This is a genomic window from Achromobacter sp. Marseille-Q0513 (genome assembly GCF_018195695.1).
GTDB lineage: Bacteria > Pseudomonadota > Gammaproteobacteria > Burkholderiales > Burkholderiaceae_B > Achromobacter.
This window is the reverse complement of record NZ_JAGTJY010000014.1, coordinates 21,736-42,800: the sequence shown is the minus strand read 5'-3', so window position 1 is coordinate 42,800 and position 21,065 is coordinate 21,736. Positions and strand designations below refer to the sequence as shown.

Genomic DNA, 21,065 nt, shown 5'->3' with positions numbered 1-21,065 from the left:
CATCTGGCGCACCAGCAATTGCAGCACGCCGTCGGCGGGCAGGGAGGCGATCGAGTATTCGCGGTGCGGCAGCAGTTCCCCGCCGCGTTCGCGGCGCGGGCCGATCTCAGCAATGTCGCCGGCCTGCCAGAGGGGCGCGGCGCCGGACGGCGGCGCCAGCGTCAGCAGGTAGCAGGGGCCGCCCTGGCTGTCCGGGTTGAGCCGTTCGCGGCCTTGCAGGCGCCAGGGTTCGTAGGCCGGCGTTTCCCAGTCGGGCAGGTCGCTGCGGCCGGCCAGCAGGCCCAGGTGATGTTGCCAGTGGCGCAGCGCGGCGGCGTCGCCGTTGTCCACGTCGACGCGGTCGAACAGCGGCTGCGCGCCCTGCGCGTGCAGCCATTCATCCAGCGCGCGGCCGAAGCCGCAGAACTGCGCGTACTCGCTGTCGCCCAGCGCCAGCACGGCGTAGCGCAGGCCCGGAAGTTGCGGCGCCGCGCCGGCGGCCGGCTGCATCAGGCTGGCGAAGGCGGCGGCAGTGTCGGGCGGATCGCCTTCGCCGTAGGTGCTGGCCACGAACAGCACGCGTTCATAGCCGCGCAGCCGCGCCAGGTCGAGCTGGCCCAGGGCCGCGACGCGCACGTCCAGGCCGCCGGCGCGCAACGAGTCGGCGGTCTGGACGGCCAGCGTCTCGGCGTAGCCGGTCTGGCTGGCGTGCGCGACGAGCACGGCGGCGCGCGGCGGCGGCTGGTCCAGCGCCTGGCGGGCTCGCGTCTCGCGCGCGCGTTCGCGGCGAACGCGGCGCCAGGCCCAGGCGCACAGCAGCAGCCAGCACAGCACCGCGCCGGCCGCGGCGGTCAGGCGCAAGGTCATGGCGTTCAAGATTGCGCGGCCAGCGCCTGGAACGCCGGCGTGGCGGCGAGCCGGAAGCCGCCGGCTTCGCGCAGGATGAAGAGCGCCGCCAGTCCGTGGCGGCGGGCCAGGTCCAGGCCCTCGGTTTCGCCCAGCACGGTCAGCGCCGTGGCCAGGGCGTCGGCCCGCGCGCAGTCGGCGGGCAGCACGGGGACCGCGGCCGCGCCGGTGGGCGCGGGCTGGCCGGCGCGCGGGGCGGTGGGGGGGGCGTAGCGCGCGTCGCCGCTGCCGGCGTGGCGGCGGAGGTCGCCCGAGGTGGAGGTGCTCAGGTCGCGCAGCGGCAGCGCCAGCGCGTGGGCGTCGCTGGCGTCGGGCACTTCCACGGCCACGCGCCAGGGTTGGCCGTCGGGCCGCAGGCCGCGCGCGCGCAGCTCGCCGCCCACTTCCACCAGATAGCCGGTCGCGCCCAGCGCGTCCAGCGCCTGCGCGGCGCGGTCCACGCCGTAGCCCTTGGCGATCGAGGACAGGTCCAGGTAGGTGCCGCCTTCCTGCCAGGCGGCGCGGCGTTCGGGATCCAGTTTCACGCGCCGCCAGCCGCAGCGCGCGCGGGCCGCCTCGACGGCGGCGGGCGAGGGCGGTTCGAAGGCGCGCTGGTGCGGGCCGAAGCCCCAGGCGTTGACCAGCGGGCCGACGGTGGGGTCATAGGCGCCGCCGCTCTCTTCGGCCAGCGCCAGCGCGTGCCGCAGCACGTGCCAGAAGCCGGCGGGCAGCGCGCGCCAGCCGGGGCCGGCGCGGTTGTAGCGGGTGATGTCGGTCTGGTCTTCCCAGGTGCTCATCTCGGCCACCACCTCGTCCAGCGCGGCCTGGATGGCCTGGCGCGCCGCGGCTTCGTTGCAGCCCGCGGGGAGGGCCAGCCGGGCCGACCAGGTGGTGCCCATGGTGGCGCCCGCCAGCGCGGCGGCCTGCGGGGCCGGCCGCGACGGCAGGGCGGCGTAGGCCACGCGCACCACGGGCGCGGGCGCCCCCCGGGGCGCGTAGGACGCGGGCACGGACATGGCGGCCTGGGCCTTCAGCCGGATCAGGGCTTGAGCACTTCGAAGGTGCCGGCGTAGGACAGGCGGCGCTTCTTGGCCTGCGGCACGCTGACCTTGGCGTCTTCCATGCCGGCCTCGACCCAGTACAGGCCGGGCTGCGGCCACTTGACCGAGAACTTGCCGTCCTTGTCGGTCTTGGCCTTGATCTCGCCGACCTGGTCGCGGTAGCGGATGCCGCCGGCCACGATGGTCATTTCCAGGTCCGCGGCGGGCTTGCCGTCCAGCAGCATCTGGAAGGTGGCGTTCTCGCCGGCGTACAGGTCGTTCGGGTGCGTGACGGGCGCCAGTTCCAGGCCTCGGCCCACGGGCTTGACGGCGCTGGGCTTGCCGGCGGTGACGAAGGTCTCGACGCGGCCCAGGCTTTGCGAGACTTCCAGCTCGTCGGCCTTGGCGGGCACGGCCTGGGCCAGGCCCTCGGGCTTGCCGAAGTAGCGCTTGGGCTTGCCGTCTTCCTTCCAGCGCGCGAACACGCCGTCGTTGACCACGGCCACGCGATAGGTGCCGCTCTGCTTGAGCTGCAGGTCGAAGGTGCTGCGCAGCTTGCCGCGGTTCAAGTTCTCGGCCTCGGCGGCCGAGCCGTCCGGCGCGGTCACGGCCAGGCCGTCCAGGCGCAGCGGCGCGTGGTTGAAGTGGAACTTGTCGTTGCCGACGGCGGCGTCCACGGTGATCCAGCTGTCGGCGCCCGACAGCACGGTGGAGGACGGCACGACCCAGACGTCGTGCGCGCCGGCGGCGAAGGGCAGGCACAGCGCCAGGGCGGCGGCCAGGTGTTTGACGGATTGCTTCATGGTTGCGCTCCTCGCGGTCGATTGGGCGTTGGCGTTCGTATTGCGGTTCATCACGGCTTCAGGTCCAGCGCGATGGCGCCCAGCTCATGCTCGCCGCGCGCGCTCAGCTGTTCGGCCTTCTGCGGCGGCCATTGGAAGGGGATGCGCAGCAGCTCGCGGCCGCCGACCTCGCGGGCCGCTTCCACCACCACGGCGTACTGGCCGGGCTTGAGCTGGGCCAGCGGCTTGGCGGCGGCATTGAAGGCCAGCGCGTGCTTGCCGGCGGGCTTGGTCGCGCCGCTCACGCCGTCCACCGGGAACTGCTGGTTGCGGCCGCTGCGGCGCCACCACTGGCGCATGTCCTTGAGCCATTCGGTGCCTTCGTTGTTCTTCTTGGCCACGTCGTACCAGACGGCCAGGTCGGCGGCCACGCTCTGGTCGGGGTTCTCGATCCAGATCGCCACATAGGGGCGGTGGTATTCGGCCACGTCCAGGCGCGGCACCTCGATGGACAGGCCCAGGTCGGCCGCATTGGCGGTCCGGGCGATCAGTCCGGCCACGAGGGCCGGCAGCAATAGCTTGCGCATGGATGTCTCCAGGGCGGATCGTTGAATCAATGGATGAAGAGCAGGGCCAGCACCACGGGGATCACGATCCCCAGGCCGACCATGGGCCAGGTCGCGGCGCGGTTGCCGGCGTGCAGTTTCAGCAGCACCAGGCCGGTCAGCGAAAAGACCAGACAGGCCACGGCGAACACGTCCAGGAACCAGCTCCAGGCCAGGCCGGTATTGCGGCCCTTGTGCAGGTCGTTCAGGTACGAGATCCAGCCCCGGTCGGTGCGTTCGTATTCGATGTCGCCGCTGGCCAGGTCGATCGACAGCCAGGCGTCGCCGCCGGCGCGCGGCAGCGACAGGTAGATTTCATCGGCGGACCATTCGGCCGGCTTGCCGGCGGTGGACGTGTCCAATTCGCGGTCGAGCCAGCGCGACACGGGCTCGGGCAGCGGCGCCTTCTTCTGGCCGGGCGCGGGCGCGAGCTGGCGCAGCGCGTCCTGCGGCAACGTGGCCTGGCGCGTGGTGACCACGGCCTTCGATTCAATGTGGGAAGCGTTGTTCAGCGTCAGCCCCGTGACCGCGAACAGCAGCATGCCCAGCAGGCAGATCGCCGAACTGATCCAGTGCCATTGGTGCAGCGTCTTGAGCCAGTAGGCCCGGCGCTGGGGGGGGAGATGACTGTCCATGTGGTCGAGGGGAGAGCAGCCGCGGATTCTAGCACTTAATGAGAATGAATCTTATAAGTGCCTGGCCCGGGCGCATGCGGGCATTTCAACCTGTTTCGCGGCACGCCAAGCGGGCCAGGGCTGGCTTCCGATTCGCGCATGAGCGCGGCGATTGGCGCGGGTGCGGTGTTTTTCGGCATACTGCTACGGGTGCAATCCATACGGCCCGAAGCGCGCGGCTTTCCGATCCCATGTCCGCATACCAAACCCTGATTCCCCTGAACTTCCTGGCCGTCGGCCTGGGTGCCGCGCTGGGCGCGTGGGCCCGCTGGCTGGCCGGACTGTGGCTGAACATCGAGTCCTGGCCCTGGGGCACGCTGGCCGTGAACCTCGTCGGCGGCTATCTGATCGGCCTGCTGCTGGCGGTGGTGACGGCGCATCCTGAATGGCCGGCCTGGGTGCGTTTGGGCGCCATCACCGGCTTCCTGGGCGGCCTGACCACGTTCTCGACCTTTTCCGCCGAGACCGTGGCCATGCTGGAACGCGGCGCCTATGGCAGCGCGCTGGGCTATGCCGGCATCAGCCTGGCGGGCTCGCTGCTGCTGACGGGGGCAGGGCTGGCGACGGCGGCCTTGTTCCGTTGAAGCCGCCGCCCGTTTGTGGCGCGCCTGCCGGGCAGCGCGCGGCCTGGCGCCGCCGCCGGATCAGACGGCCCGGGGATTGAGCGTCCGGGCGGCTGCCAGTCCGCTCATCACCGCGCCTTCCAGCACGCCGGGATAGCCGGTGTCGGTCCAGTCGCCGGCCAGCGCCAGCGCGCGCCAGGGCGTGGTGTTCAGCGGCCGGGTCAGGCCCGGCACGGCGGCGAAGGTGGCGCGTTTCTCGATGAATAGTTCGGCCGCCCGGATCTCGGGCAGCGGCGGCAGCCGCGCGGGGTGGCGGGCGGCTTGCTCGGCCACCTGGTCGATCAGGGCCTCGATCACCGGCTGGCGGTTGCGCTCGGCCACGCCGACGGCGGCGCTGGCCACGACGGCCAGTTCGCCTGTCTTGTCGTCACCGACCAGGCGCGCGCGGTCGAACAGCCATTGCCCCAGATGGCCGCGCGCGGGATCCTCGCGCAGCATCATCATGGGTTCGGGCAGGCGCCAGGAGCCGGCCAGCCGGAGATTCAGCGTGGCGATCGGCAGGTAGTCGAAGGACTTGAGCGCGTCCAGCAGGCCGCCGGCGCCGGCCTCGCGCAGCGGCTCGTCCAGCAGGCGCGCGGCAAAGGCGGGCGGCACGGCCAGCACGGCGGCGTCGAAGCGTTCCTGGTTGACCACCACGCCGTCTTGCGACGGCTGCAGCTGCCGCACCGTGCTGCCGTAGCGCATGGTCAGGTGGCGCGCGGCGGCGTCCGGCCACAGCGCCGACAGGTCGGTGCAGGGCAGCAGCAGGTCACTGGCTTCGCGCCGGCCGCCCAGGCTGTCGCGCAGCACGCGCGCGTACAGCCCGGCGCAGGCCTGGGCGGTGGGCGTGTTCAGCGCGGCCAGGCAGAGCGGATCCCACAACTGGCGGATCAGGGTGTCGGATTGCGCGTAGTGGCGCAGCAGTTGCAGCACGGTCCAGTCGCGCGGCGGCGCCCAGGACATGGCCTTGAGCCCGCGCATCAGGCGCAGCATGCCGAAGCGGTCGGACCAGGACAGGCCGCGCGCGCCCAGCACGGCCACGGCCAGGTGCAAGGGCGCCGGCAGGCGCGGGGCCGACAGGCGGAAGCGGCCGTCCAGGCTGGCCAGCCGCAGCGGGCGGCGCATCAGCAGGGCATCGGGGTTGCGGCCGACGCGCCGCATCAGCGCCAGCGTGTGGCGGTAGGCGCCGGACAGCAGGTGCTGGCCGTTGTCCAGCGGCGTGTCGAATTCGCCGTGGAAGACGCGCCGGGCGCGTCCGCCGGGCGTGTGGCCGGCCTCGAAGACCGTGACCTTGGCGCCGGCCTCGCGCAGCGCCACGGCGGCGGCCAGGCCGGCCCAGCCCGCGCCGATGACCGCGGCCTTCACCGCGCCAGCCGGCGGACCAGCCCTCGGCCGCCGCCCACCCAGGTCTTCCAGGCCAGCCAGAGCTTGCGCAGGGGCGTGAGCGAAATGCGCTGGTGCAGCACCTGCCAGTTGTCGCGCTCGATCTCGTCGAGCAGCGCGTGATAGATGGCCGCCATCATCAGGCCCGGGCGCTGCGCGCGCCGGTCGGCCTCGGGCAGGCTGCGCATGGCCTCGCGGTACAGTTCGCGGGCGCGGTCGGCCTGGAACTTCATCAGCGCCGAGAAGCGCTCGGAGTATTCGCCATTGAGGATGTCCGAGGCCTTGACCTCGAACTGCTGCATGTCGTTGACCGGGATGTAGATGCGGCCTCGGCGGGCGTCGTCGCCCACGTCGCGGATGATGTTGGTCATCTGGAACGCCAGGCCCAGCTTTTCCGCGTAGACCAGCGTCTGCGGGTCGGTGTAGCCGAACACGCCGGCCGACAGCTCGCCCACCACGCCGGCGGCGTGCCAGCAGTATTTGCGCAGGCCCGGCCAGTCCAGGTAGCGGGTCTGGTCCAGGTCCATTTCCATGCCGTCGACCACCGCCAGCAGCCGCTCGCGCGTGATCGAACAGCTCTGCAGATGCGGCTGCAGCGCGAGCGTCACCGGGTGCTCGGGCTTGCCTGCGAACATCTGGTCGATCTGGGTGCGCCACCAGGCCAGCTTGACGCGGGCCAGCGAGGGGTCGGTGCATTCGTCGACCACATCGTCGACCTCGCGGCAGAAGGCGTACAGCGCCGTGATCGCGCGGCGGCGCTCGGGCGGCAGGAACAGGAACGAGTAGTAGAAGCTGGAGCCGCTCTTGGCGGCCTTGTCCTGGCAGTATTCGTCAGGGGTCATATTCGGCGGGGCCTGTTGCTTGTCTTGTTGCTTACTTGATGGAGCGCCACAGCATGATGGCCCAGTCCTTGGCGCCCAGTTCGGGGCGGTTCATGAATACATCGTAGCCGCCGGCCTCGATGCGTTCGAGCACGCGCAGCCCGCCCTGCACCACCATGCGCAGCTCCAGGCCGATGCGGCCCGGCAGCCGGCGCGCCAGCGGAGCGCCGAAGTGTAGCAGCGCGCGCGTGCGCTCGACCTGGAAGGCCATCAGTTCGCGCCAGGCGGGCGTCAGCCGGGCGGCGCCCAGGTCTTCCTCGGAGACGCCATGCCGGCGCAGGTCTTCCTGGGGCAGGTAGACGCGGTGCTTGTGCCAGTCGACGCGCACGTCCTGCCAGAAATTGACCAGCTGCAGGCCGGTGCAGATGGCGTCGGATTGTTCCAGGTTCTGCGGGCTGGCGGCGTGGAACAGATGCAGCATCAGCCGGCCGACCGGATTGGCCGAGCGCGTGCAGTAGTCCAGCAGCGAGGCGTAGTCCTGGTAGCGCGCGACGGCGATGTCCTGCTCGAAGGCCGACAGCAGGTCGTAGAACGGCGTGATCGGCAGCTGATGACGCGCGATGGTGGCCGCCAGCGGCCCGAATATCCGCGCCAGCGCCGGATCGCCGGGGGCGGGCGTGGCGCCCGGCTCGGCGCCGATGCGGTGCAGCTCGGCGCGAAAGGCCGCCAGCTGCTGTTGCCGTTCGGCGTCGCTGGCGGGTCCTTCGTCGGCGATGTCGTCCGCGGCGCGGGCGAACCGGTAGATATCGGTCACGGCGCCGCGCAGCCTGCGCGGCAGCAGCAGCGAGGCGACGGGGAAGTTCTCGTAGTGATCGATGGGCATGGTCGTTGAATGCAGTCTGGCCGCGTCGGCCGGTCGGGAACCGGCGTGGGCGGGAGGCCCGGAAACTATTCTGGCGCCCGGAGGATGCGCCTGGAACATTTTATGTGGCTCGCCTGCCTTCAAGGATACGCGATTCGGATGACCCGGATTCGCGTATCCGGGCCATGCCGCCGGCAGGCGGCCGCCGCGTCGCCCGCAACGTCCCCGCCCGAGGGCGCCTAGAAGTCGTAGCGCACGTTCAGGAAGGCGTTGCGGGGCGCGCCCCAGGTGTAGTACATGCCCCAGCCGGCCATGCCGTTGACGCTGGCGTAGTACTTCTTGTCGAACACGTTGTTTACGTTCAGGCTGGCCGACCAGTGGCGGTCGAAGCGATAGCGCGCCATCGTGTCGACGACCCAGTAGGCGGGTTGTTCCAGACGGGCGTAGCTATTGGCCTCCGTGGCGCTTTGCCAGCGCGCGGCCGCGCCCAGCGTGAGTCCCGCCAGGTCGCCCTGGAATTGGTAGTTGGCGGCGAACTTGAGCTGGTGCCTGGGCTTGCCCGTATTGCCGTTCAGGCTGCTGTTGTTCATGACGTAGCCCGCCTGCACCTGCCAGCCTCGGGCGGGCTGGCCGGTCAATTCGACTTCGTAGCCGCGTTCCATCGCGCCGTCGACGCTGCGGTAGGCCTGGTCGCCCGTGGGCGTGAGTCCGCCGGACTCTTCATAGGTGCGTTCCCAGCGCTTCCAGAAATGGGCCACGCTGAAACTGAGCTGCCCGTCCAGCAGGTCGGACTTCAGGCCGGTTTCATAGGTGGTGCCCTTTTGCGGGGGGAGCGTCTGGCCCTGTTCATCCTGCACGGATACCGGCTGGAACACGCTTGCGTAGCTGGCGTAGGCGGTCCAATCCTGGCTCAGGTCGTAGACCACGCCCGCATATGGCGTGATGACGCCGCGTTCGCGCATGTCGCTGCGATCCAGGTATTGCGCGCCGCGCACCATGGAGGGTTCGCGGTAGCGGTAGCTGTAGTCCGAGATGCGCGCGCCCAGGATGAGCTTCAGGCTGTCGGTGGCATGGATCCGGCCCGTGGCATACCAGCCGCGCCGGATCGTTTCGCTATGGTGGCCGCGCGACCAGCGCCATTCGTCGCCCGCGGGCTTGGGAAAATCCGCGCCGCCGTCGGGGTCGTAGAAGTGTTCGGATGCGTAGCGGTCGTAGCGGCTGAAGTCCGCCGGGTTGTCCCGTTCCATGTCGTAGCGGCTCTTGGAAAAGTCGTAGCCCAGCACCAACTCGTGTTTGCGTCCGAATGCCGCGATGTTCCCGGACAGGCGCAGGCCAACGTTCTGCATGGTGTCCTTCTGGTCCCGGAACCGGCTGATGTAGGCATCGCCGGGCATGGCGATCTGCGCGTTGATCCAGGTCGGGATGCGGGCCTCCTGGTGGTTCGCGGCGATCCGGGCGGTCCAGTCGTCCGAGATGCGGTGTTCGAGCGAGGAGGACGCCGTCAGTACGCGCTGGGTATAGCCGGACCAGGCGGGGGCGGGATTGTAGGAGCGGGAGCGGATGTCCTCGCGGTTGCCGTCGGCGTCGTAGGCGCGCGCGCCCATCCAGCCCGCGCCGCCCCGGTTGCGCAGCGTCTTGTAGCTCAGGCTGGCGCTGAACAGCGTGGCGGGCGTGACATCCCATTCCATCACGCCGTAGAGCAGCGTGTTGCGGTTGCTGGCCCGGTCGCGGAAGCTGTCGCCGTCCTTGTAGCTGGCGACGGCGCGTCCGCGCAGGCTGCCTTGCGCGTTGAGCGGGCCGCTGACGTCGATATCGCTGCGGTACGTGTTCCAGGTGCCGCCGCCCAGGCTCATGTGGGCCTGGAATTCGCGGGTGGGCTTTTTGCGGATCATGTTGATGGTGGCCGTGGGATAGCCGTCGCCCTGCAGCAGGCCGGCCGAGCCCTTGAGGATCTCGATGCGGTCCATGTCGGCCGTGTCGTCGCCCGACAGGCCGTTGGCGGTGGGGGCGCCGGACGCGAGCGCCATCTGGCTCACGCGCAGGCCGTCGATCTGGAAATTGTTGATTTCTCCGCCGCGCGCGTGGAATCGGACCGAATCGCCGTAGTGTTCGACGTAGACGCCCGGGGTCTGCTCCATGACCTGCGCCACGGTTTGCAGATTGAAGTCCTCCATCCGCTGGCGCGTCATGACCGTGACCGATTGCGGCGTTTCGCGCAGCGTCAGGGCGAGGCCGGTGGCGGTGGCGCTGGGCCCGGCCGTCGAATAGGCGCCCGTGCCTTCGGTGACATCGTCGGCCGCGCCGGTGACCAGTACCGGTTCCAGCTGCGCCGCGCCGCTCGTGGCGGGCAGGGACAAGGTGATGTTGTTGCCTCTGCGCTGATACTCGATGGCGCTGCCTTGCAGCAACCGGCGCAGCGCTTGTTCGGGCGCCATGCGGCCGCGTACCGCCGGCGCCTGGATGCCGGCCACGACACGCGGCTCATAGAAGATCTGCAGCGACGTTTGCCGGCCCAGCTGGATCAGGGAGCTGTCCAGTGATTGGGCGGGCAGGTCCAGCTCCATCGCCGCGTCCTGCGCGCGCGCCGTCGTGGTGGCGCCCAGGGCGAGCGCGGGGAGCGCGGCCCGGATGGCCAGGTTCAGGCACAGGGCGGATCGGTACTTCCAGTGCCGGGCGGCGTGGCGGGACTTGCGATGGGACACGATGCTGTTCATCCTTCGTAGACGCGCCGGGGATCGGCGCGCGGCGGGCTAGGCGGGCGCCGATGCGCCCCCTTGCTGATAAGACGCGCGGCTTGCGCCGGCTCCTGAATCCCCGCTCGAATGAATGTTGTTTCAAAAAGTATCGTTGCGCGGACGAACGCAATGTCGCGCGCTGGACGCAGGACGCGCGGGTGGCATCGTGGGAAGGTTCAGCGCGCCAGGATCTCGATCTGGCCGTCGGGGCGTGTCTGGACAGTGACCGGGGCGATGCGCGGCAGCGCGTCCAGGAATGCCGGGACATCATCCACGCTGAACACGCCCGAGACCCTGAAGTCGCGCGCGCGGGCTTCAGGAGCGCGTATCCGGGGGCCGGCATAGCGGTTCAGCTCGCGGACGGCGTCCGCCATCGCGGTTTCCCGAAAGACGATCTTGCCGCCGCGCCAGGCGGTGGCGTTGTCGACGTCGGCGGCTTGCTCCACGCGCAGGTCGCCGCTGCCCTCGGCCTGGGCGCGGTTGCCCGGCAGCAGCCGGGCGGACCGGCGGTGCCACCAGGGGCCATTGCGCACTTCGACGGCGCCCTCCAGCACGCTCACGGCAAACGTGTCGGCGTCGCGCCGGACATCGAATCGCGTGCCGGTGACGCGGACGCTGCCTTCGCCCGCCTGCACGATGAAGGGAGTGCCTTGCTTGCCATCCACCTGGAACAGGATTTCGCCTTGCGCCAGCTGCACCGTGCGCCGGTCCTTGAAGAAGCGCACCGTCGCGCGCGTGTCGGTATTGAGCAGCAGCACAGAGTTGTCGGGCAGCGCGATCTCGCGGCGTTCGCCGCGCACCGTGGAGAACTCGGCGTCATAGCTTGCCGCATCGCGCCAACCCGCTGGATCCGCCGCTACGACCAGCAAGGCGGTGCCGCAGGCAAGCGCGGCGCCTCCCAGCCATCGCCATGGCGTCAGCCGGGCGCGGGCGTCGGTCTTGGCCCGGGGCCGTGCCCCGAGCTTGCGGACTTCATCCTTGGGCAGGGCGCAGGCAGCCGTCCAGAGGTCCGTGACGACCTGGTACTGCCGCGCGTTGGCGGGGTCGGCCTGGCGCCATTGTTCAAAGGCGAGGCGATCTTCCTGCGAGACGGCATCCGAATGCAGGCGCGCATGCCAGTAGGCGGCCAGGTCGCGCCTGTCCGTCAAGGTGGAAGGGTCGATGCGGTCTGTCATGGTTCGAAGGTGGTCGCCATGGGCACGCCATGCGCGCAGGCCGCCGGCAGCGGGGCCGGCGAGACGCGGGTGCGGGTCGGGCGAGCCGTCATTATGGGGCAAGCCTGTCTTGCAGATGGCGCAGGGTGCGCATCATGTAGCGTTCCACCATGTTGCGCGAAACGCCGAGCCGGGAAGCGATCTCGGTGTTCGTCAGGCCCTCCAGCTGGCGCAGCCGGAATGCCTGCTGGCACGCGTCGGGCAGTTCCGCCAGCGCGGCCAGCATGGCCCGGGCGGTCTGGTTCGCTTCAAAGGAGGCCTCGGCGCTGGCGGCGAGCGGATGCTGGTCTTCCGGCAGGTCGTCCAGATTCTGGCTGGCCCGCAACGTCTCGGCGCGATGGATGCTGATTCGCCGGTTGGCCGTCGCGCGGCGGAAGTAGTGTTCCGGTTCGCGGATGTCGTCGCCCTTCAGTTCCAGCAGGGCCAGGGCGGTGTCCTGCACCGCGTCTTCCGAGTCCCTCGGTGAGCTTGAACGCCTGGCCCAGGAACCCAGCAGCTTGCGATATTGGGCCAGCCAGCCGGTTTCGCGTATAGGCAAGCGCGACATGAATAGAGGGAAGCGGAGCGCGACGTAAGTGGAAACGAACGGGCGCAATATTAGCAATGATTCTTATTTTCGTGAAGCCGCGAAAGTACCGGAACCGGCCGGCGGCGGCGCGGGCGTCCACGTGTCCCGCTGGCGCGGCGGCGGTCCGATTGCCCGCGCAAGGCGCATGCGCCGTGGGCGCTTCCGGAAAGAAGCATATACACTTGAGCGCCACAGGATCACACATCATGCCGCGCCCAATATCCGCCACTGTCTCCGTTTCCGCGCTTACCCACAACCTGGCCACGGTGCGCCGCCACCTGGACCAGACCGCCGCGGCGGCCCAGGGCCTGCCGCCGTCGATCTGGGCCGTCATCAAGGCCAATGCCTACGGCCATGGCATCGAACAGGCGGTGGCGGGGTTCTCCTCGGCGCAGGGGCTGGCGATGCTGGACCTGGACGAGGCGGTGCGCTGCCGCGAGGCCGGCTGGGGCGGCCCGATCCTGCTGCTTGAGGGCTTCTTCGAACCCGCCGACCTGGACATCATCGACCGCTATCACCTGAGCACCAGCGTGCATCACCGCGAGCAGCTCGACATGCTGGCGCGGGCGCGCCTGTCGCGCAAGGTGGACATCATGCTCAAGCTGAACAGCGGCATGAACCGGCTGGGTTTCACCCCGGCGGCCTATCCGGCGGCCTTCGAGCGCGCCCAGCTTCTGCAGCAGCAGGGCGTGCTGGGCTCGGTCGGCAAGATGACCCATTTCGCCTGCGCCGATGGTCCGCAGGGCGTCAACGAGCAGCTGGGCCTGTTCAATTCGGTGACGCACAGATTCCCGGGCGCGGTCAGCGTCTGCAATTCCGCCGCCACGCTGCGCTTTGCGGAAATCGCCGTCGGTTCCGAGACGCAGGCGCACTGGGTACGGCCGGGCGTCTGCCTGTACGGCGCCTCGCCCTTCGCCGACGCGGACGCGGCCTCCTTCGGCCTGCGGCCCGCCCAGTCGCTGCGTTCCGAGATCATCGCGGTGCAGGAACTCAAGGCCGGCGACTCGGTTGGCTACGGCGCCATTTTCCGCGCCGAGCGCGCCATGCGCATCGGCGTCGTGGCCTGCGGCTATGCCGACGGCTACCCCCGGCACGCCTCCACCGGCACGCCCGTCATGGTGGCTGGCGTGCGCACCCAGCTGGTTGGCCGGGTGTCCATGGACATGCTGATGGTCGACCTGGATCCGGTGCCGGCCGCCGGCGTGGGCTCGCCGGTCTCGCTCTGGGGCGAGGACGGCCCGTCGGTGGACGAGGTGGCCCAGGCCGCCGGCACCATTGGCTATGAGCTGCTGTGCGCGGTGGCGCCGCGCGTGCCGGTCATCCGCGAACCCTGAAGCGGCCCGGACCTGCCTTTTTCCGTTCGAAGGGCCGCCCGTGGCCGCCACGCTGTAGCGGGTGCAGGCTCCGTTCCGACGCCGGGTGTACGCCGGGCAAGAATTGCTACGCAATTTACAAGACAGGCGGCCCGGGATGGTGTCTACTTGAATTTGTAAATTGAAACCGGGCGCTCATGCGCCCGTTTTCACCCCAGAAAACAGACTGCGAGGTTTCGATCCATGAAGGACAAATGCGTGCTCATCACGGGAGCCACCAAGGGCATAGGCTGGGCGCTGACCCAGCGGCTGTCCGACCTGGGCTGCCACGTGGTCGGTATCGCGCGCAACACCACCGACGTGGATTTCCCTGGCTACCTGTATGCCTGTGACCTGTCCGACGCCGGCCGCACCGAGGAAGTGCTGCGCGAGATCCGCGACAAATTCCCCGTGGACGCGGTGGTCAACAACGTTGGCCTGGTGACGCCGCAGCCGCTGGGCGAGATCGACCTGGCCTCGCTGTACAGCGTGCTGGACCTGAACGTGCGCGTCGCGGTGCAGGTGACACAGGCCTTCGTCGAATCGATGAAGGTGCGCCGCGCGGGCCGTATCGTCAACGTGTGCAGCCGCGCCATCCACGGCGGCCTGGAACGCACCGCCTATTCGGCGGCCAAGAGCGCGCTGGTCGGCTGTACCCGCACCTGGGCGCTGGAACTGGCCGAGTACGGCATCACCGTCAACGCCGTGGCGCCGGGCCCGATCGAGACCGAGATGTTCCGCGCCACTCGTCCGGCGGGCAGCGACGCCGAGAAGCGCGCATTGGCCTCCGTGCCGATGAAGCGCCTGGGCGCGCCCGCCGAGGTGGCGGCCGCCATCGCGTTCCTGCTGTCCGACGACGCCGGCTTCATCACCGGCCAGGTGCTGGGCGTGGACGGGGGCGGCAGCCTGGGCGGACGCACCTGAGCCTGTGTCGGCCCCGGCATGAAAAACGCGCACCCACGGTGCGCGTTTTTCATGGGCGGTCCGCAGACGACGGCGCTAGTACGGTCCCTTGGTGGGCGCCACCGCCGCGACGTTCTTGAACTCGCCGGCCAGCCGCTCGGCGGCGCGTGCCAGCAGCACCGCGTCCACGCCCACCGCCACGAAGCTGGCGCCCAGCGACAGGTAGTGCTTGGCGCGCTCCACATTGCTGTGCAGGATGCCGGCGGCCTTGCCGCTCTGCACGATGCGGCGGATGGCGTTGTCGATGGCCTGCGTGACCTCGGGATGGTCGGGCTGGCCCAGGTAGCCCATGCTGGCGGACAGGTCGGCCGGGCCGATGAAGGCGCCGTCCACGCCGTCCACCGCCAGGATTTCATCCAGGGCGTCGACGGCGCGCGGGGTCTCGATCTGCACCAGTACGCACATTTGATCGTTGGCGCGCGTCAGGTAGTCGGGGATGCGGTTCCAGCGCGAGGAGCGTGCCAGCGCGCTGCCCACGCCGCGGATGCCGGCGGGCGGATAGCGCACGGCGGCGACGGCGGCCGCGGCTTCCTCGGCCGACTGCACCATCGGCACCAGCAGCGTCTGCGCACCGGTGTCCAGGATCTGCTTGATCTGCACGGGATCGTTCCAGGCCGGGCGCACCACCGGCGCGACCGGATAGGCGGCCACCGACTGCAATTGCGCCAGCGTGGTCTGCAGCGTGTTGGGCGCGTGCTCGCCGTCGATCAGCAGCCAGTCGAAGCCGGCGCCGGCGCAGATCTCGGACGTATAGCCGCTGGCCAGGCCGGCCCACAGGCCGATCTGGGGCTTGCCGGCGCGCAGCGCCTGCTTGAAGGGATTGGTCAGGATGTCCATGTACGACAGGCTCAGATGAATTGGCAGTTGACGGAGCCGAGCACGCCGTAGTCGACGTTGAAGGTGTCGCCGGCGCGGGCCGCGACCGGCCGGGTGAAGGAACCCGACAGGATGATCTCGCCCGCTTCCAGCGCCACGTCATGGGCGGCCAGCTTGTTCGCCAGCCATACTACGCCATTGGCCGGATGATTCAAGACGCCGGCGGCCACGCCGGTCTCTTCGATGACGGCGTTGCGCGACAGGATGGCGCCGATCCAGCGCAGGTCCAGCTCGCCGATCTTCACCGGCCGGCCGCCCAGCACCACGCCGGCGTTGGCGGCATTGTCGGCGATGGTGTCGAAGACCTTGCGCGGGCGCTTGCTGTCGGGGTCGATGCCGTGCGAGCGCGCGTCGATGATCTCCAGCGCAGGGATCACGTAGTCCACCGCGTCGTAGACCTGGAACAGCGTGACGTTCGGGCCTTGCAGGCGCTTGCCCAGCACGAAGGCCAGCTCGACTTCCAGGCGCGGCAGGATGAAGCGGCCGGCGGGAATCTCGGCGCCGTCCTGGAAGAACATGTCGTCCAGCAGCATGCCGAAATCGGGTTCGTCGATCTGCGAGGCCTGCTGCATGGCGCGCGAGGTCAGGCCGATCTTGTGGCCGCGCTTGACGCGCCCCTCGGCCAGCTTGATTTCCATCCAGGCCTTCTGGATGGCGTAGGCGTCGGGGATGGCGATGTCGGGATGGTCGAGCGAGATCTGGCGGATCTGCGTCCGGGTGCGTTCGGCTTCGTGCAGGCGCGCCGCGAGGGCGCGCACGGTGGCGGTGTCCAGCATGGGGGTTCCAGGAGTTGGGGATGTCAGGCGGGCAGGGGGACCAGGGTGTTGACCAGTCTTCCCACCCCTTCGATTTCGGTCACGACCTCGTCGCCGGGCTTCACGTTGACGATGCCGTCGGGCGTGCCGGTCAGGATCAGGTCGCCGGGCGAGAGCGTCATGAAGCTGCTGAAGTACTCGATCAGCGCGGGCACGTCGAACACCATGTCGCGCGTGTTGCCGAGCTGCGTGCGCACGCCGTTGACGTGGGTGGACAGCGTCAGGTTCATGGGGTCGGGGATGTCGTCGCGGTCCACCAGCCAGGGGCCCAGCGGCGTGCAGGTGTCGCGGCTCTTGACGCGCAGGTTGGGGCGGTACCAGTTCTCCAGGTAGTCGCGCAGCGCGTAGTCGTTGGCCACCGTATAGCCGGCCACATGGTCGTAGGCCTGGTCGCGGCGCACATTGCGCGCGGTCTTGCCGATGACCACGGCCAGCTCGCACTCGTAGTGCATGAACGCCACGTCGGCCGGACGGAAGGTGCGGGCGCGGTGGCCGACGAAGGTGTTGGCGGCCTTCAGGAAGCCCAGCGGTTCGGCCGGGGCCTTGAAGGCCAGTTCCTTGGCGTGGTCGGCGTAGTTGATGGCCAGGGTGAAGGTGGTGCGCGGCTCGATGGGCGGCAGCCACTGGACCTGGTCTTCGGCCAGGACGCGGCCGTCCGGCAGGCGCACCTGGCCGGGGCCGGCTTCGGTGGCGGCGTGGACGATTCCGTCCAGGACGATGCGGGCGTGTTTCATGGCGGGTCCGCTAGGGGGAGGATTCAGGCGGCCTGCAGGCGGTTGGCCAGCGAGCCGACGCCGGCGATGCGGATCTCGTAGCGCTGGCCGGCCCGCAGGCGCGGCGCGCCGGCGGGCACGCCCGCGAGCAGGATGTCGCCCGGCTCGAAGCTCATGAAGGCGGTCACGTCGGCGATCAGCTGCGCCACCGGGCGGACCAGGTCGGCGGTGGTGGCGCGCTGCGCGGTCTGGCCGTCGACCAGCACCTCGATATCCAGCGCGTCGGGGTTGGCGACCGATGCGGCGGGCGTCAGATCCCGGCCGATGGGGCAGAAGCCGTCGCGGCATTGCTGCTTGAGCGCGGGCCGGAAATAGCTGGCATGCGGTTCGGACAGGTCGGCCACCACCCGGTAGCCCGCTACGTACTCCAGCGCCCGTGCCGCGCTGACGCGCGTGGCGCTCCGGCCGAACACGATGCCCAGGCAGGCGCCCACCTGCACCTCGGCCACGTCGGCCGGCATCAGGATGGTGTCGCCGTCCTGCGCGTAGGTGTTGGCGGGCTTGATGTACAGCACCGGGGCTTGCGGCGGCCGCTGGTAGGGCGCGGCGTGCGCGGCCTCGCCCAGCGCTTCCAGCTGCTGCCGGTAGTTGAGCGCCGCGCCGACCACGGTGCGCGGCGGCCGCAGCGCGGCCTCGGCGCGCGCCTTCAGGTAGTCGCGGTAGTTGTTGAGCTTGTAGTTCAGCACCGGATCCGCTTCCTCGATCTGCAAGGACAGACCTAGCGGACGCGTCGCCATCTGCGGCGCCATGGCCGTGCTCAGCGCCTGGAACACGCGTTCGCCCAGCGCGGACTTCTGCGCGTCGCTGCGTCCGTGGCCGATGCGCAGCAGCACATGGACGAAGGCATTGTCGGGATGGCCGTCGACGATCAGGCAGTCGTCGATCCTGACGGCGCGGGTGCGCGCGCCGGCCAGCGGAAACAGCGACCCGTCGCCGATGGCGGCGTCCTGCACGGTGCGCATCAGCGCGCGCGTGTCCAGGTCCAGGTTGCCTGAATACTCGATCCAGATATGCGGCATGGCGGTTGCGGGAACGGGGTTCCCCTCCGTGCTAAGTAGTTATCATGTTAATTAATGATAGTGAAAAAGCCCGCCAGCGGCAATGCGCCAGCGTCGCAAACGGCCTTGGGGATTTCCCGCTGCGGGCCGCGGGCTGTTGACAGACGTGGGTCTTCGAGAATAATGTTAACGAGTTAACGAATAAGATATGTCCGACCGCGCGGCGCCGCCCGCGCGTCGGTCCGCAGCCAGGAGTCGAGCGTGAGCATCAAGCATTGGATCAACGGCAGGCAGGTCGACAGCAAGGATCGCTTTGTCACCTATAACCCGGCCACGGGCGAGGCCATCGCCGAAGTCGCCGCCGGCGGCCAGGCCGAGATCGACGCGGCCGTGGCGGCCGCCACCGAGGCCTTTCCCAAGTGGGCCAACACGCCCGCCAAGGAGCGCGCCCGCCTGATGCGACGGCTGGGCGAGCTGATCGACCAGAACGTGCCCATGCTGGCCGAGCTGGAAACGCGCGACACCGGCCTGCCGATTTCGCAGACGCGCAAGCAGCTGATCCCGCGCGCTTCGGAGAACTTCAATTTCTTCGCCGAAGTCTGCACCCGCATGAACGGCCACACCTATCCGGTCGACGACCAGATGCTGAACTACACGCTGTACCAGCCGGTGGGCGTGTGCGCGTTGGTCTCGCCGTGGAACGTGCCCTTCATGACCGCCACCTGGAAGACGGCGCCGTGTCTGGCGCTGGGCAACACGGCGGTGCTGAAGATGTCGGAGCTGTCGCCGCTGACCGCCGATCAGCTCGGCATGCTGGCGCTGGAGGCGGGCATTCCGCCCGGCGTGCTGAACGTGGTGCAGGGCTATGGCGCCGACGCGGGCGATGCGCTGGTGCGCCATCCGGGCGTGCGCGCCATCTCGTTCACGGGCGGTACCGCCACCGGCAAGAAGATCCTGGCCAGCGCCGGGGGCGTCAAGAAGTACTCGATGGAGCTGGGCGGCAAGTCGCCGGTGCTGGTGTTCGACGATGCCGACGTCGAGCGCGCGCTGGACGCGGCGCTGTTCACTATCTTCTCGCTCAACGGCGAGCGCTGCACCGCCGGCTCGCGCATCTTCGTGCAGGAAACCATCTATGACGATTTCGTGCGCCGCTTCGCCGAGCGCGCGAATCGGCTGGTGGTGGGCGACCCGGCCGACGAAAACACCCATGTGGGCTCGATGATCACGCGCCAGCACTGGGAGAAGGTCACCGGCTACATCCGGCTGGCCAAGGAAGAGGGCGCCCGCGTGCTCGCGGGCGGTCCGGACCTGCCCGCCGGCCTGCCGGCGCGGCTGGCGGGCGGCAACTTCGTGCGTCCCACGGTGCTGGCCGACGTGGACAACCGCATGCGCTGTGCCCAGGAAGAGATCTTCGGTCCGGTCGCCTGCCTGCTGCCCTTCAAGGGCGAGGCCGATGGCCTGGCGCTGGCCAACGACGTGAAGTACGGACTGGCGTCCTACATCTGGACCCGCGATATCGGCCGCGCGCATCGGCTGGCGCGCGGCATCGAGGCCGGCATGGTGTTCATCAACAGCCAGAACGTGCGCGATCTGCGCCAGCCTTTCGGCGGCACCAAGGAATCGGGCACGGGCAGGGAAGGCGGCGAATACAGCTACGAGGTATTCGCCGAGGTCAAGAACGTTTGCGTTTCCATGGGCAGCCACCACATCCCGCGCTGGGGCGTGTAGGCCGTCCTTCATATCCCCACAACAACACAAGACTAGAACCAGGAGACAAACACCATGGGCAAGCTCGCGCTGGCGGCCAAGGTGACGCATGTGCCGTCGATGTACCTGTCGGAAATGCCCGGCAAGCATCAGGGTTGCCGTGAGGCGGCGATCCAGGGGCATCGGGAGATCGGCCGGCGTTGCCGCGAACTCGATGTGGACACGATGGTGGTGCTGGACGTGCACTGGCTGGTCAACGCCGGCTACCACATCAATTGCAATGACAGCTTCGAGGGCTGCTACACCAGCAACGAGCTGCCGCACTTCATCAAGGACATGCGCTACGCCTACCGTGGCGATCCTGAACTGGGCCGCCGCATCGCCGAATGCGCCAACGCCGCGGGCGTGGGCACGCGCGCGCACGAGATCGCCAGCCTGGAACTGGAATACGGCACGCTGGTGCCGATGCGCTACATGAACGGCGATGACCGCTTCAAGGTGGTGTCGGTGGCCGCCTGGTGCGCCTGGCACACGCTGGAGGACAGCCGGCGCTTCGGCGCCGCGCTGCGTCAGGCGATCGAGCAGAGCGACAGCCGCGTGGCGGTGCTGGCCAGCGGCTCGCTGTCGCATCGCTTCAACGACAACGGCAGCGGCGAAGCCACCATGCATGAGATCAGCCGGGAGTTCTTCCGGCAGGTGGACTTGCGCGTGGTGGACCTGTGGCGCCAGGGCGACTGGAAGACGTTCTGCGCCATGCTGCCGGAATACGCCGACCTGTGCGTGGGCGAGGGCGGCATGCATGACACCGCCATGCTGCTGGGCCTGCTGGGCTGGGATGCCTACGACCAGCCGGCGGAGATCATCACCGAGTACTTCGCCAGTTCCGGCACGGGCCAGCTGAACGCGGTCTTTCCCGTGCCGGCCTGAGCGCGCGGCGCGGGCCGGCGCCCGCCGGTCTTACTCCGCGTCGCGGCGGACCTGCTCGACCATGGCGTCCACGTCGCGGTAGAGCCGGTCCAGCAGTTCCTTGCCGATGCGGGCTTCGAGTTCTTCGTACTTGGCGTCGACCTGCGGACGCATGCGGTCGATCAGCTTGTTGCTCTTGGCCGTCAGCGAGATTTCCTGGCGCCGCTGGTCCTGGCTGGAACGCGCGCGCTTGATCAGTCCTTGCTCTTCCATGCCGGCCAGCATGCGGGTCAGGCTGGGGCTGAGGATCTGGCAGCTGCGCGCGATCTGGTTGGGTTCCATTGAGCCGACTTCGCTCAGCGTGCGCAGGACCCGCCATTGCTGTTCGGTGACGCCGGCCGCATGCAGCAAGGGCCGGAAGTGGGCCATCAGGGTTTCGCGCGCGTACAGCAGCAGATGGGGGAGATTGCGGTGGTGGAAGCTCGGACTCATGGCGGCTATGTTAGCAAGAAGCCGCCGGTTCTT

Annotated in this window: 20 protein-coding genes and 1 pseudogene (1 of these 21 running past the window's edge); 5 read left to right on the top strand and 16 right to left on the bottom strand. The window is 69.4% G+C overall.

Annotated elements, in window-relative coordinates:
- The 5 genes and pseudogenes from KDH83_RS05445 to KDH83_RS05425 form a co-directional block, all read right to left on the bottom strand.
- Window positions 1-846 (bottom strand): annotated as a pseudogene (locus KDH83_RS05445) (sulfite reductase subunit alpha); it reaches 488 nt to the left of the window's first position.
- A 5-nt stretch (window positions 847-851) separates the two neighbouring features.
- The gene (locus KDH83_RS05440) at window positions 852-1,880 is read right to left on the bottom strand and encodes an FAD:protein FMN transferase (protein WP_212313354.1); all 1,029 of its coding nucleotides are present in this window, start codon (window positions 1,878-1,880) and stop codon (window positions 852-854) included.
- 23 nt (window positions 1,881-1,903) lie between these two features.
- The gene (locus KDH83_RS05435) at window positions 1,904-2,707 is read right to left on the bottom strand and encodes a DUF4198 domain-containing protein (RefSeq protein WP_212313352.1); all 804 of its coding nucleotides are present in this window, start codon (window positions 2,705-2,707) and stop codon (window positions 1,904-1,906) included.
- A 50-nt stretch (window positions 2,708-2,757) separates the two neighbouring features.
- On the bottom strand, window positions 2,758-3,273 hold the full coding sequence (locus KDH83_RS05430) for a DUF2271 domain-containing protein (RefSeq protein WP_212313350.1): 516 nt from the start codon (window positions 3,271-3,273) through the stop codon (window positions 2,758-2,760).
- 26 nt (window positions 3,274-3,299) lie between these two features.
- On the bottom strand, window positions 3,300-3,926 hold the full coding sequence (locus KDH83_RS05425) for a PepSY-associated TM helix domain-containing protein (protein WP_212313348.1): 627 nt from the start codon (window positions 3,924-3,926) through the stop codon (window positions 3,300-3,302).
- A 230-nt stretch (window positions 3,927-4,156) separates the two neighbouring features.
- Between KDH83_RS05425 and crcB the strand changes: the two genes are divergently transcribed.
- The gene (gene crcB / locus KDH83_RS05420; RefSeq protein WP_212313346.1) at window positions 4,157-4,549 is read left to right on the top strand and encodes a fluoride efflux transporter CrcB; all 393 of its coding nucleotides are present in this window, start codon (window positions 4,157-4,159) and stop codon (window positions 4,547-4,549) included.
- 60 nt (window positions 4,550-4,609) lie between these two features.
- Here crcB and hpnE read toward each other — a convergent pair whose 3' ends face one another.
- From hpnE to KDH83_RS05390, 6 genes are all read right to left on the bottom strand, one after another.
- Window positions 4,610-5,932, bottom strand: coding sequence for a hydroxysqualene dehydroxylase HpnE (hpnE, locus tag KDH83_RS05415; protein WP_212313344.1), 1,323 nt, complete (start codon window positions 5,930-5,932; stop codon window positions 4,610-4,612).
- Window positions 5,929-6,792: a presqualene diphosphate synthase HpnD gene (hpnD, locus tag KDH83_RS05410; RefSeq protein WP_212313343.1), complete on the bottom strand. Its 864-nt coding sequence runs from the start codon at window positions 6,790-6,792 to the stop codon at window positions 5,929-5,931. The genes hpnE and hpnD overlap by 4 nt, the downstream gene beginning before the upstream one ends.
- A gap of 31 nt (window positions 6,793-6,823) precedes the next feature.
- On the bottom strand, window positions 6,824-7,654 hold the full coding sequence (gene hpnC, locus KDH83_RS05405; protein WP_212313342.1) for a squalene synthase HpnC: 831 nt from the start codon (window positions 7,652-7,654) through the stop codon (window positions 6,824-6,826).
- A 218-nt stretch (window positions 7,655-7,872) separates the two neighbouring features.
- On the bottom strand, window positions 7,873-10,335 hold the full coding sequence (locus KDH83_RS05400; RefSeq protein ID WP_212313341.1) for a TonB-dependent receptor: 2,463 nt from the start codon (window positions 10,333-10,335) through the stop codon (window positions 7,873-7,875).
- A gap of 209 nt (window positions 10,336-10,544) precedes the next feature.
- On the bottom strand, window positions 10,545-11,543 hold the full coding sequence (locus KDH83_RS05395) for a FecR domain-containing protein (protein WP_212313340.1): 999 nt from the start codon (window positions 11,541-11,543) through the stop codon (window positions 10,545-10,547).
- A gap of 91 nt (window positions 11,544-11,634) precedes the next feature.
- Window positions 11,635-12,129 carry a sigma-70 family RNA polymerase sigma factor gene (locus KDH83_RS05390; protein ID WP_249204869.1) on the bottom strand — a complete coding sequence of 165 codons (495 nt, stop codon included), beginning with the start codon at window positions 12,127-12,129 and terminating at the stop codon, window positions 11,635-11,637.
- 227 nt (window positions 12,130-12,356) lie between these two features.
- On the opposite strand from KDH83_RS05390, the gene alr reads away from it, so the two are divergent.
- Window positions 12,357-13,484 (top strand): alanine racemase, encoded by a 1,128-nt coding sequence (alr, locus tag KDH83_RS05385; RefSeq protein WP_212313338.1) that lies wholly within the window; start codon window positions 12,357-12,359, stop codon window positions 13,482-13,484.
- Between the two features lie 222 nt (window positions 13,485-13,706).
- On the top strand, window positions 13,707-14,426 hold the full coding sequence (locus KDH83_RS05380; RefSeq protein ID WP_103275193.1) for an SDR family oxidoreductase: 720 nt from the start codon (window positions 13,707-13,709) through the stop codon (window positions 14,424-14,426).
- Between the two features lie 75 nt (window positions 14,427-14,501).
- Here KDH83_RS05380 and hpaI read toward each other — a convergent pair whose 3' ends face one another.
- The 4 genes from hpaI to KDH83_RS05360 are packed head-to-tail and all read right to left on the bottom strand — an operon-like array spanning window position 14,502 to window position 17,948.
- Complete coding sequence (gene hpaI, locus KDH83_RS05375) at window positions 14,502-15,302, bottom strand: 4-hydroxy-2-oxoheptanedioate aldolase (protein WP_212313336.1); 801 nt, start codon at window positions 15,300-15,302, stop codon at window positions 14,502-14,504.
- A gap of 11 nt (window positions 15,303-15,313) precedes the next feature.
- Window positions 15,314-16,117: a 2-oxo-hept-4-ene-1,7-dioate hydratase gene (gene hpaH / locus KDH83_RS05370; RefSeq protein WP_212313334.1), complete on the bottom strand. Its 804-nt coding sequence runs from the start codon at window positions 16,115-16,117 to the stop codon at window positions 15,314-15,316.
- A 23-nt stretch (window positions 16,118-16,140) separates the two neighbouring features.
- Window positions 16,141-16,890: a fumarylacetoacetate hydrolase family protein gene (locus tag KDH83_RS05365; RefSeq protein ID WP_212313331.1), complete on the bottom strand. Its 750-nt coding sequence runs from the start codon at window positions 16,888-16,890 to the stop codon at window positions 16,141-16,143.
- Window positions 16,891-16,913: 23 nt separating this feature from the next.
- On the bottom strand, window positions 16,914-17,948 hold the full coding sequence (locus tag KDH83_RS05360; protein WP_212313329.1) for a fumarylacetoacetate hydrolase family protein: 1,035 nt from the start codon (window positions 17,946-17,948) through the stop codon (window positions 16,914-16,916).
- 240 nt (window positions 17,949-18,188) lie between these two features.
- On the opposite strand from KDH83_RS05360, the gene hpaE reads away from it, so the two are divergent.
- Together hpaE and hpaD are read left to right on the top strand one after the other, a co-directional pair.
- Window positions 18,189-19,655 carry a 5-carboxymethyl-2-hydroxymuconate semialdehyde dehydrogenase gene (gene hpaE, locus KDH83_RS05355; protein ID WP_212313327.1) on the top strand — a complete coding sequence of 489 codons (1,467 nt, stop codon included), beginning with the start codon at window positions 18,189-18,191 and terminating at the stop codon, window positions 19,653-19,655.
- A gap of 54 nt (window positions 19,656-19,709) precedes the next feature.
- Window positions 19,710-20,561 (top strand): 3,4-dihydroxyphenylacetate 2,3-dioxygenase, encoded by an 852-nt coding sequence (hpaD, locus tag KDH83_RS05350; protein ID WP_212313326.1) that lies wholly within the window; start codon window positions 19,710-19,712, stop codon window positions 20,559-20,561.
- A gap of 30 nt (window positions 20,562-20,591) precedes the next feature.
- Here the strand turns inward: hpaD and hpaR are convergent, their stop codons facing one another.
- Entirely contained in the window at window positions 20,592-21,032 is a 441-nt protein-coding gene (gene hpaR, locus KDH83_RS05345; RefSeq protein ID WP_212313324.1) for a homoprotocatechuate degradation operon regulator HpaR, read from the bottom strand.
- Between the last annotated feature and the right edge of the window lie 33 nt (window positions 21,033-21,065).

Excerpts from the sequence above, each read along its gene's own strand:
- hpaR (WP_212313324.1), bottom strand. The coding sequence starts at position 21,032 with ATGAGTCCGAGCTTCCACCACCGCAATCTCCCCCATCTGCTGCTGTAC.
- KDH83_RS05365 (WP_212313331.1), bottom strand. The coding sequence starts at position 16,890 with ATGAAACACGCCCGCATCGTCCTGGACGGAATCGTCCACGCCGCCACC.
- KDH83_RS05380 (WP_103275193.1), top strand. The coding sequence starts at position 13,707 with ATGAAGGACAAATGCGTGCTCATCACGGGAGCCACCAAGGGCATAGGC.
- hpaI (WP_212313336.1), bottom strand. The coding sequence starts at position 15,302 with ATGGACATCCTGACCAATCCCTTCAAGCAGGCGCTGCGCGCCGGCAAG.
- KDH83_RS05435 (WP_212313352.1), bottom strand. The coding sequence starts at position 2,707 with ATGAAGCAATCCGTCAAACACCTGGCCGCCGCCCTGGCGCTGTGCCTG.
- crcB (WP_212313346.1), top strand. The coding sequence starts at position 4,157 with ATGTCCGCATACCAAACCCTGATTCCCCTGAACTTCCTGGCCGTCGGC.
- KDH83_RS05395 (WP_212313340.1), bottom strand. The coding sequence starts at position 11,543 with ATGACAGACCGCATCGACCCTTCCACCTTGACGGACAGGCGCGACCTG.
- KDH83_RS05425 (WP_212313348.1), bottom strand. The coding sequence starts at position 3,926 with ATGGACAGTCATCTCCCCCCCCAGCGCCGGGCCTACTGGCTCAAGACG.
- KDH83_RS05440 (WP_212313354.1), bottom strand. The coding sequence starts at position 1,880 with ATGTCCGTGCCCGCGTCCTACGCGCCCCGGGGGGCGCCCGCGCCCGTG.
- KDH83_RS05390 (WP_249204869.1), bottom strand. The coding sequence starts at position 12,129 with ATGTCGCGCTTGCCTATACGCGAAACCGGCTGGCTGGCCCAATATCGC.
- hpnC (WP_212313342.1), bottom strand. The coding sequence starts at position 7,654 with ATGCCCATCGATCACTACGAGAACTTCCCCGTCGCCTCGCTGCTGCTG.
- KDH83_RS05430 (WP_212313350.1), bottom strand. The coding sequence starts at position 3,273 with ATGCGCAAGCTATTGCTGCCGGCCCTCGTGGCCGGACTGATCGCCCGG.
- hpnD (WP_212313343.1), bottom strand. The coding sequence starts at position 6,792 with ATGACCCCTGACGAATACTGCCAGGACAAGGCCGCCAAGAGCGGCTCC.
- hpaD (WP_212313326.1), top strand. The coding sequence starts at position 19,710 with ATGGGCAAGCTCGCGCTGGCGGCCAAGGTGACGCATGTGCCGTCGATG.
- hpaH (WP_212313334.1), bottom strand. The coding sequence starts at position 16,117 with ATGCTGGACACCGCCACCGTGCGCGCCCTCGCGGCGCGCCTGCACGAA.
- alr (WP_212313338.1), top strand. The coding sequence starts at position 12,357 with ATGCCGCGCCCAATATCCGCCACTGTCTCCGTTTCCGCGCTTACCCAC.
- KDH83_RS05360 (WP_212313329.1), bottom strand. The coding sequence starts at position 17,948 with ATGCCGCATATCTGGATCGAGTATTCAGGCAACCTGGACCTGGACACG.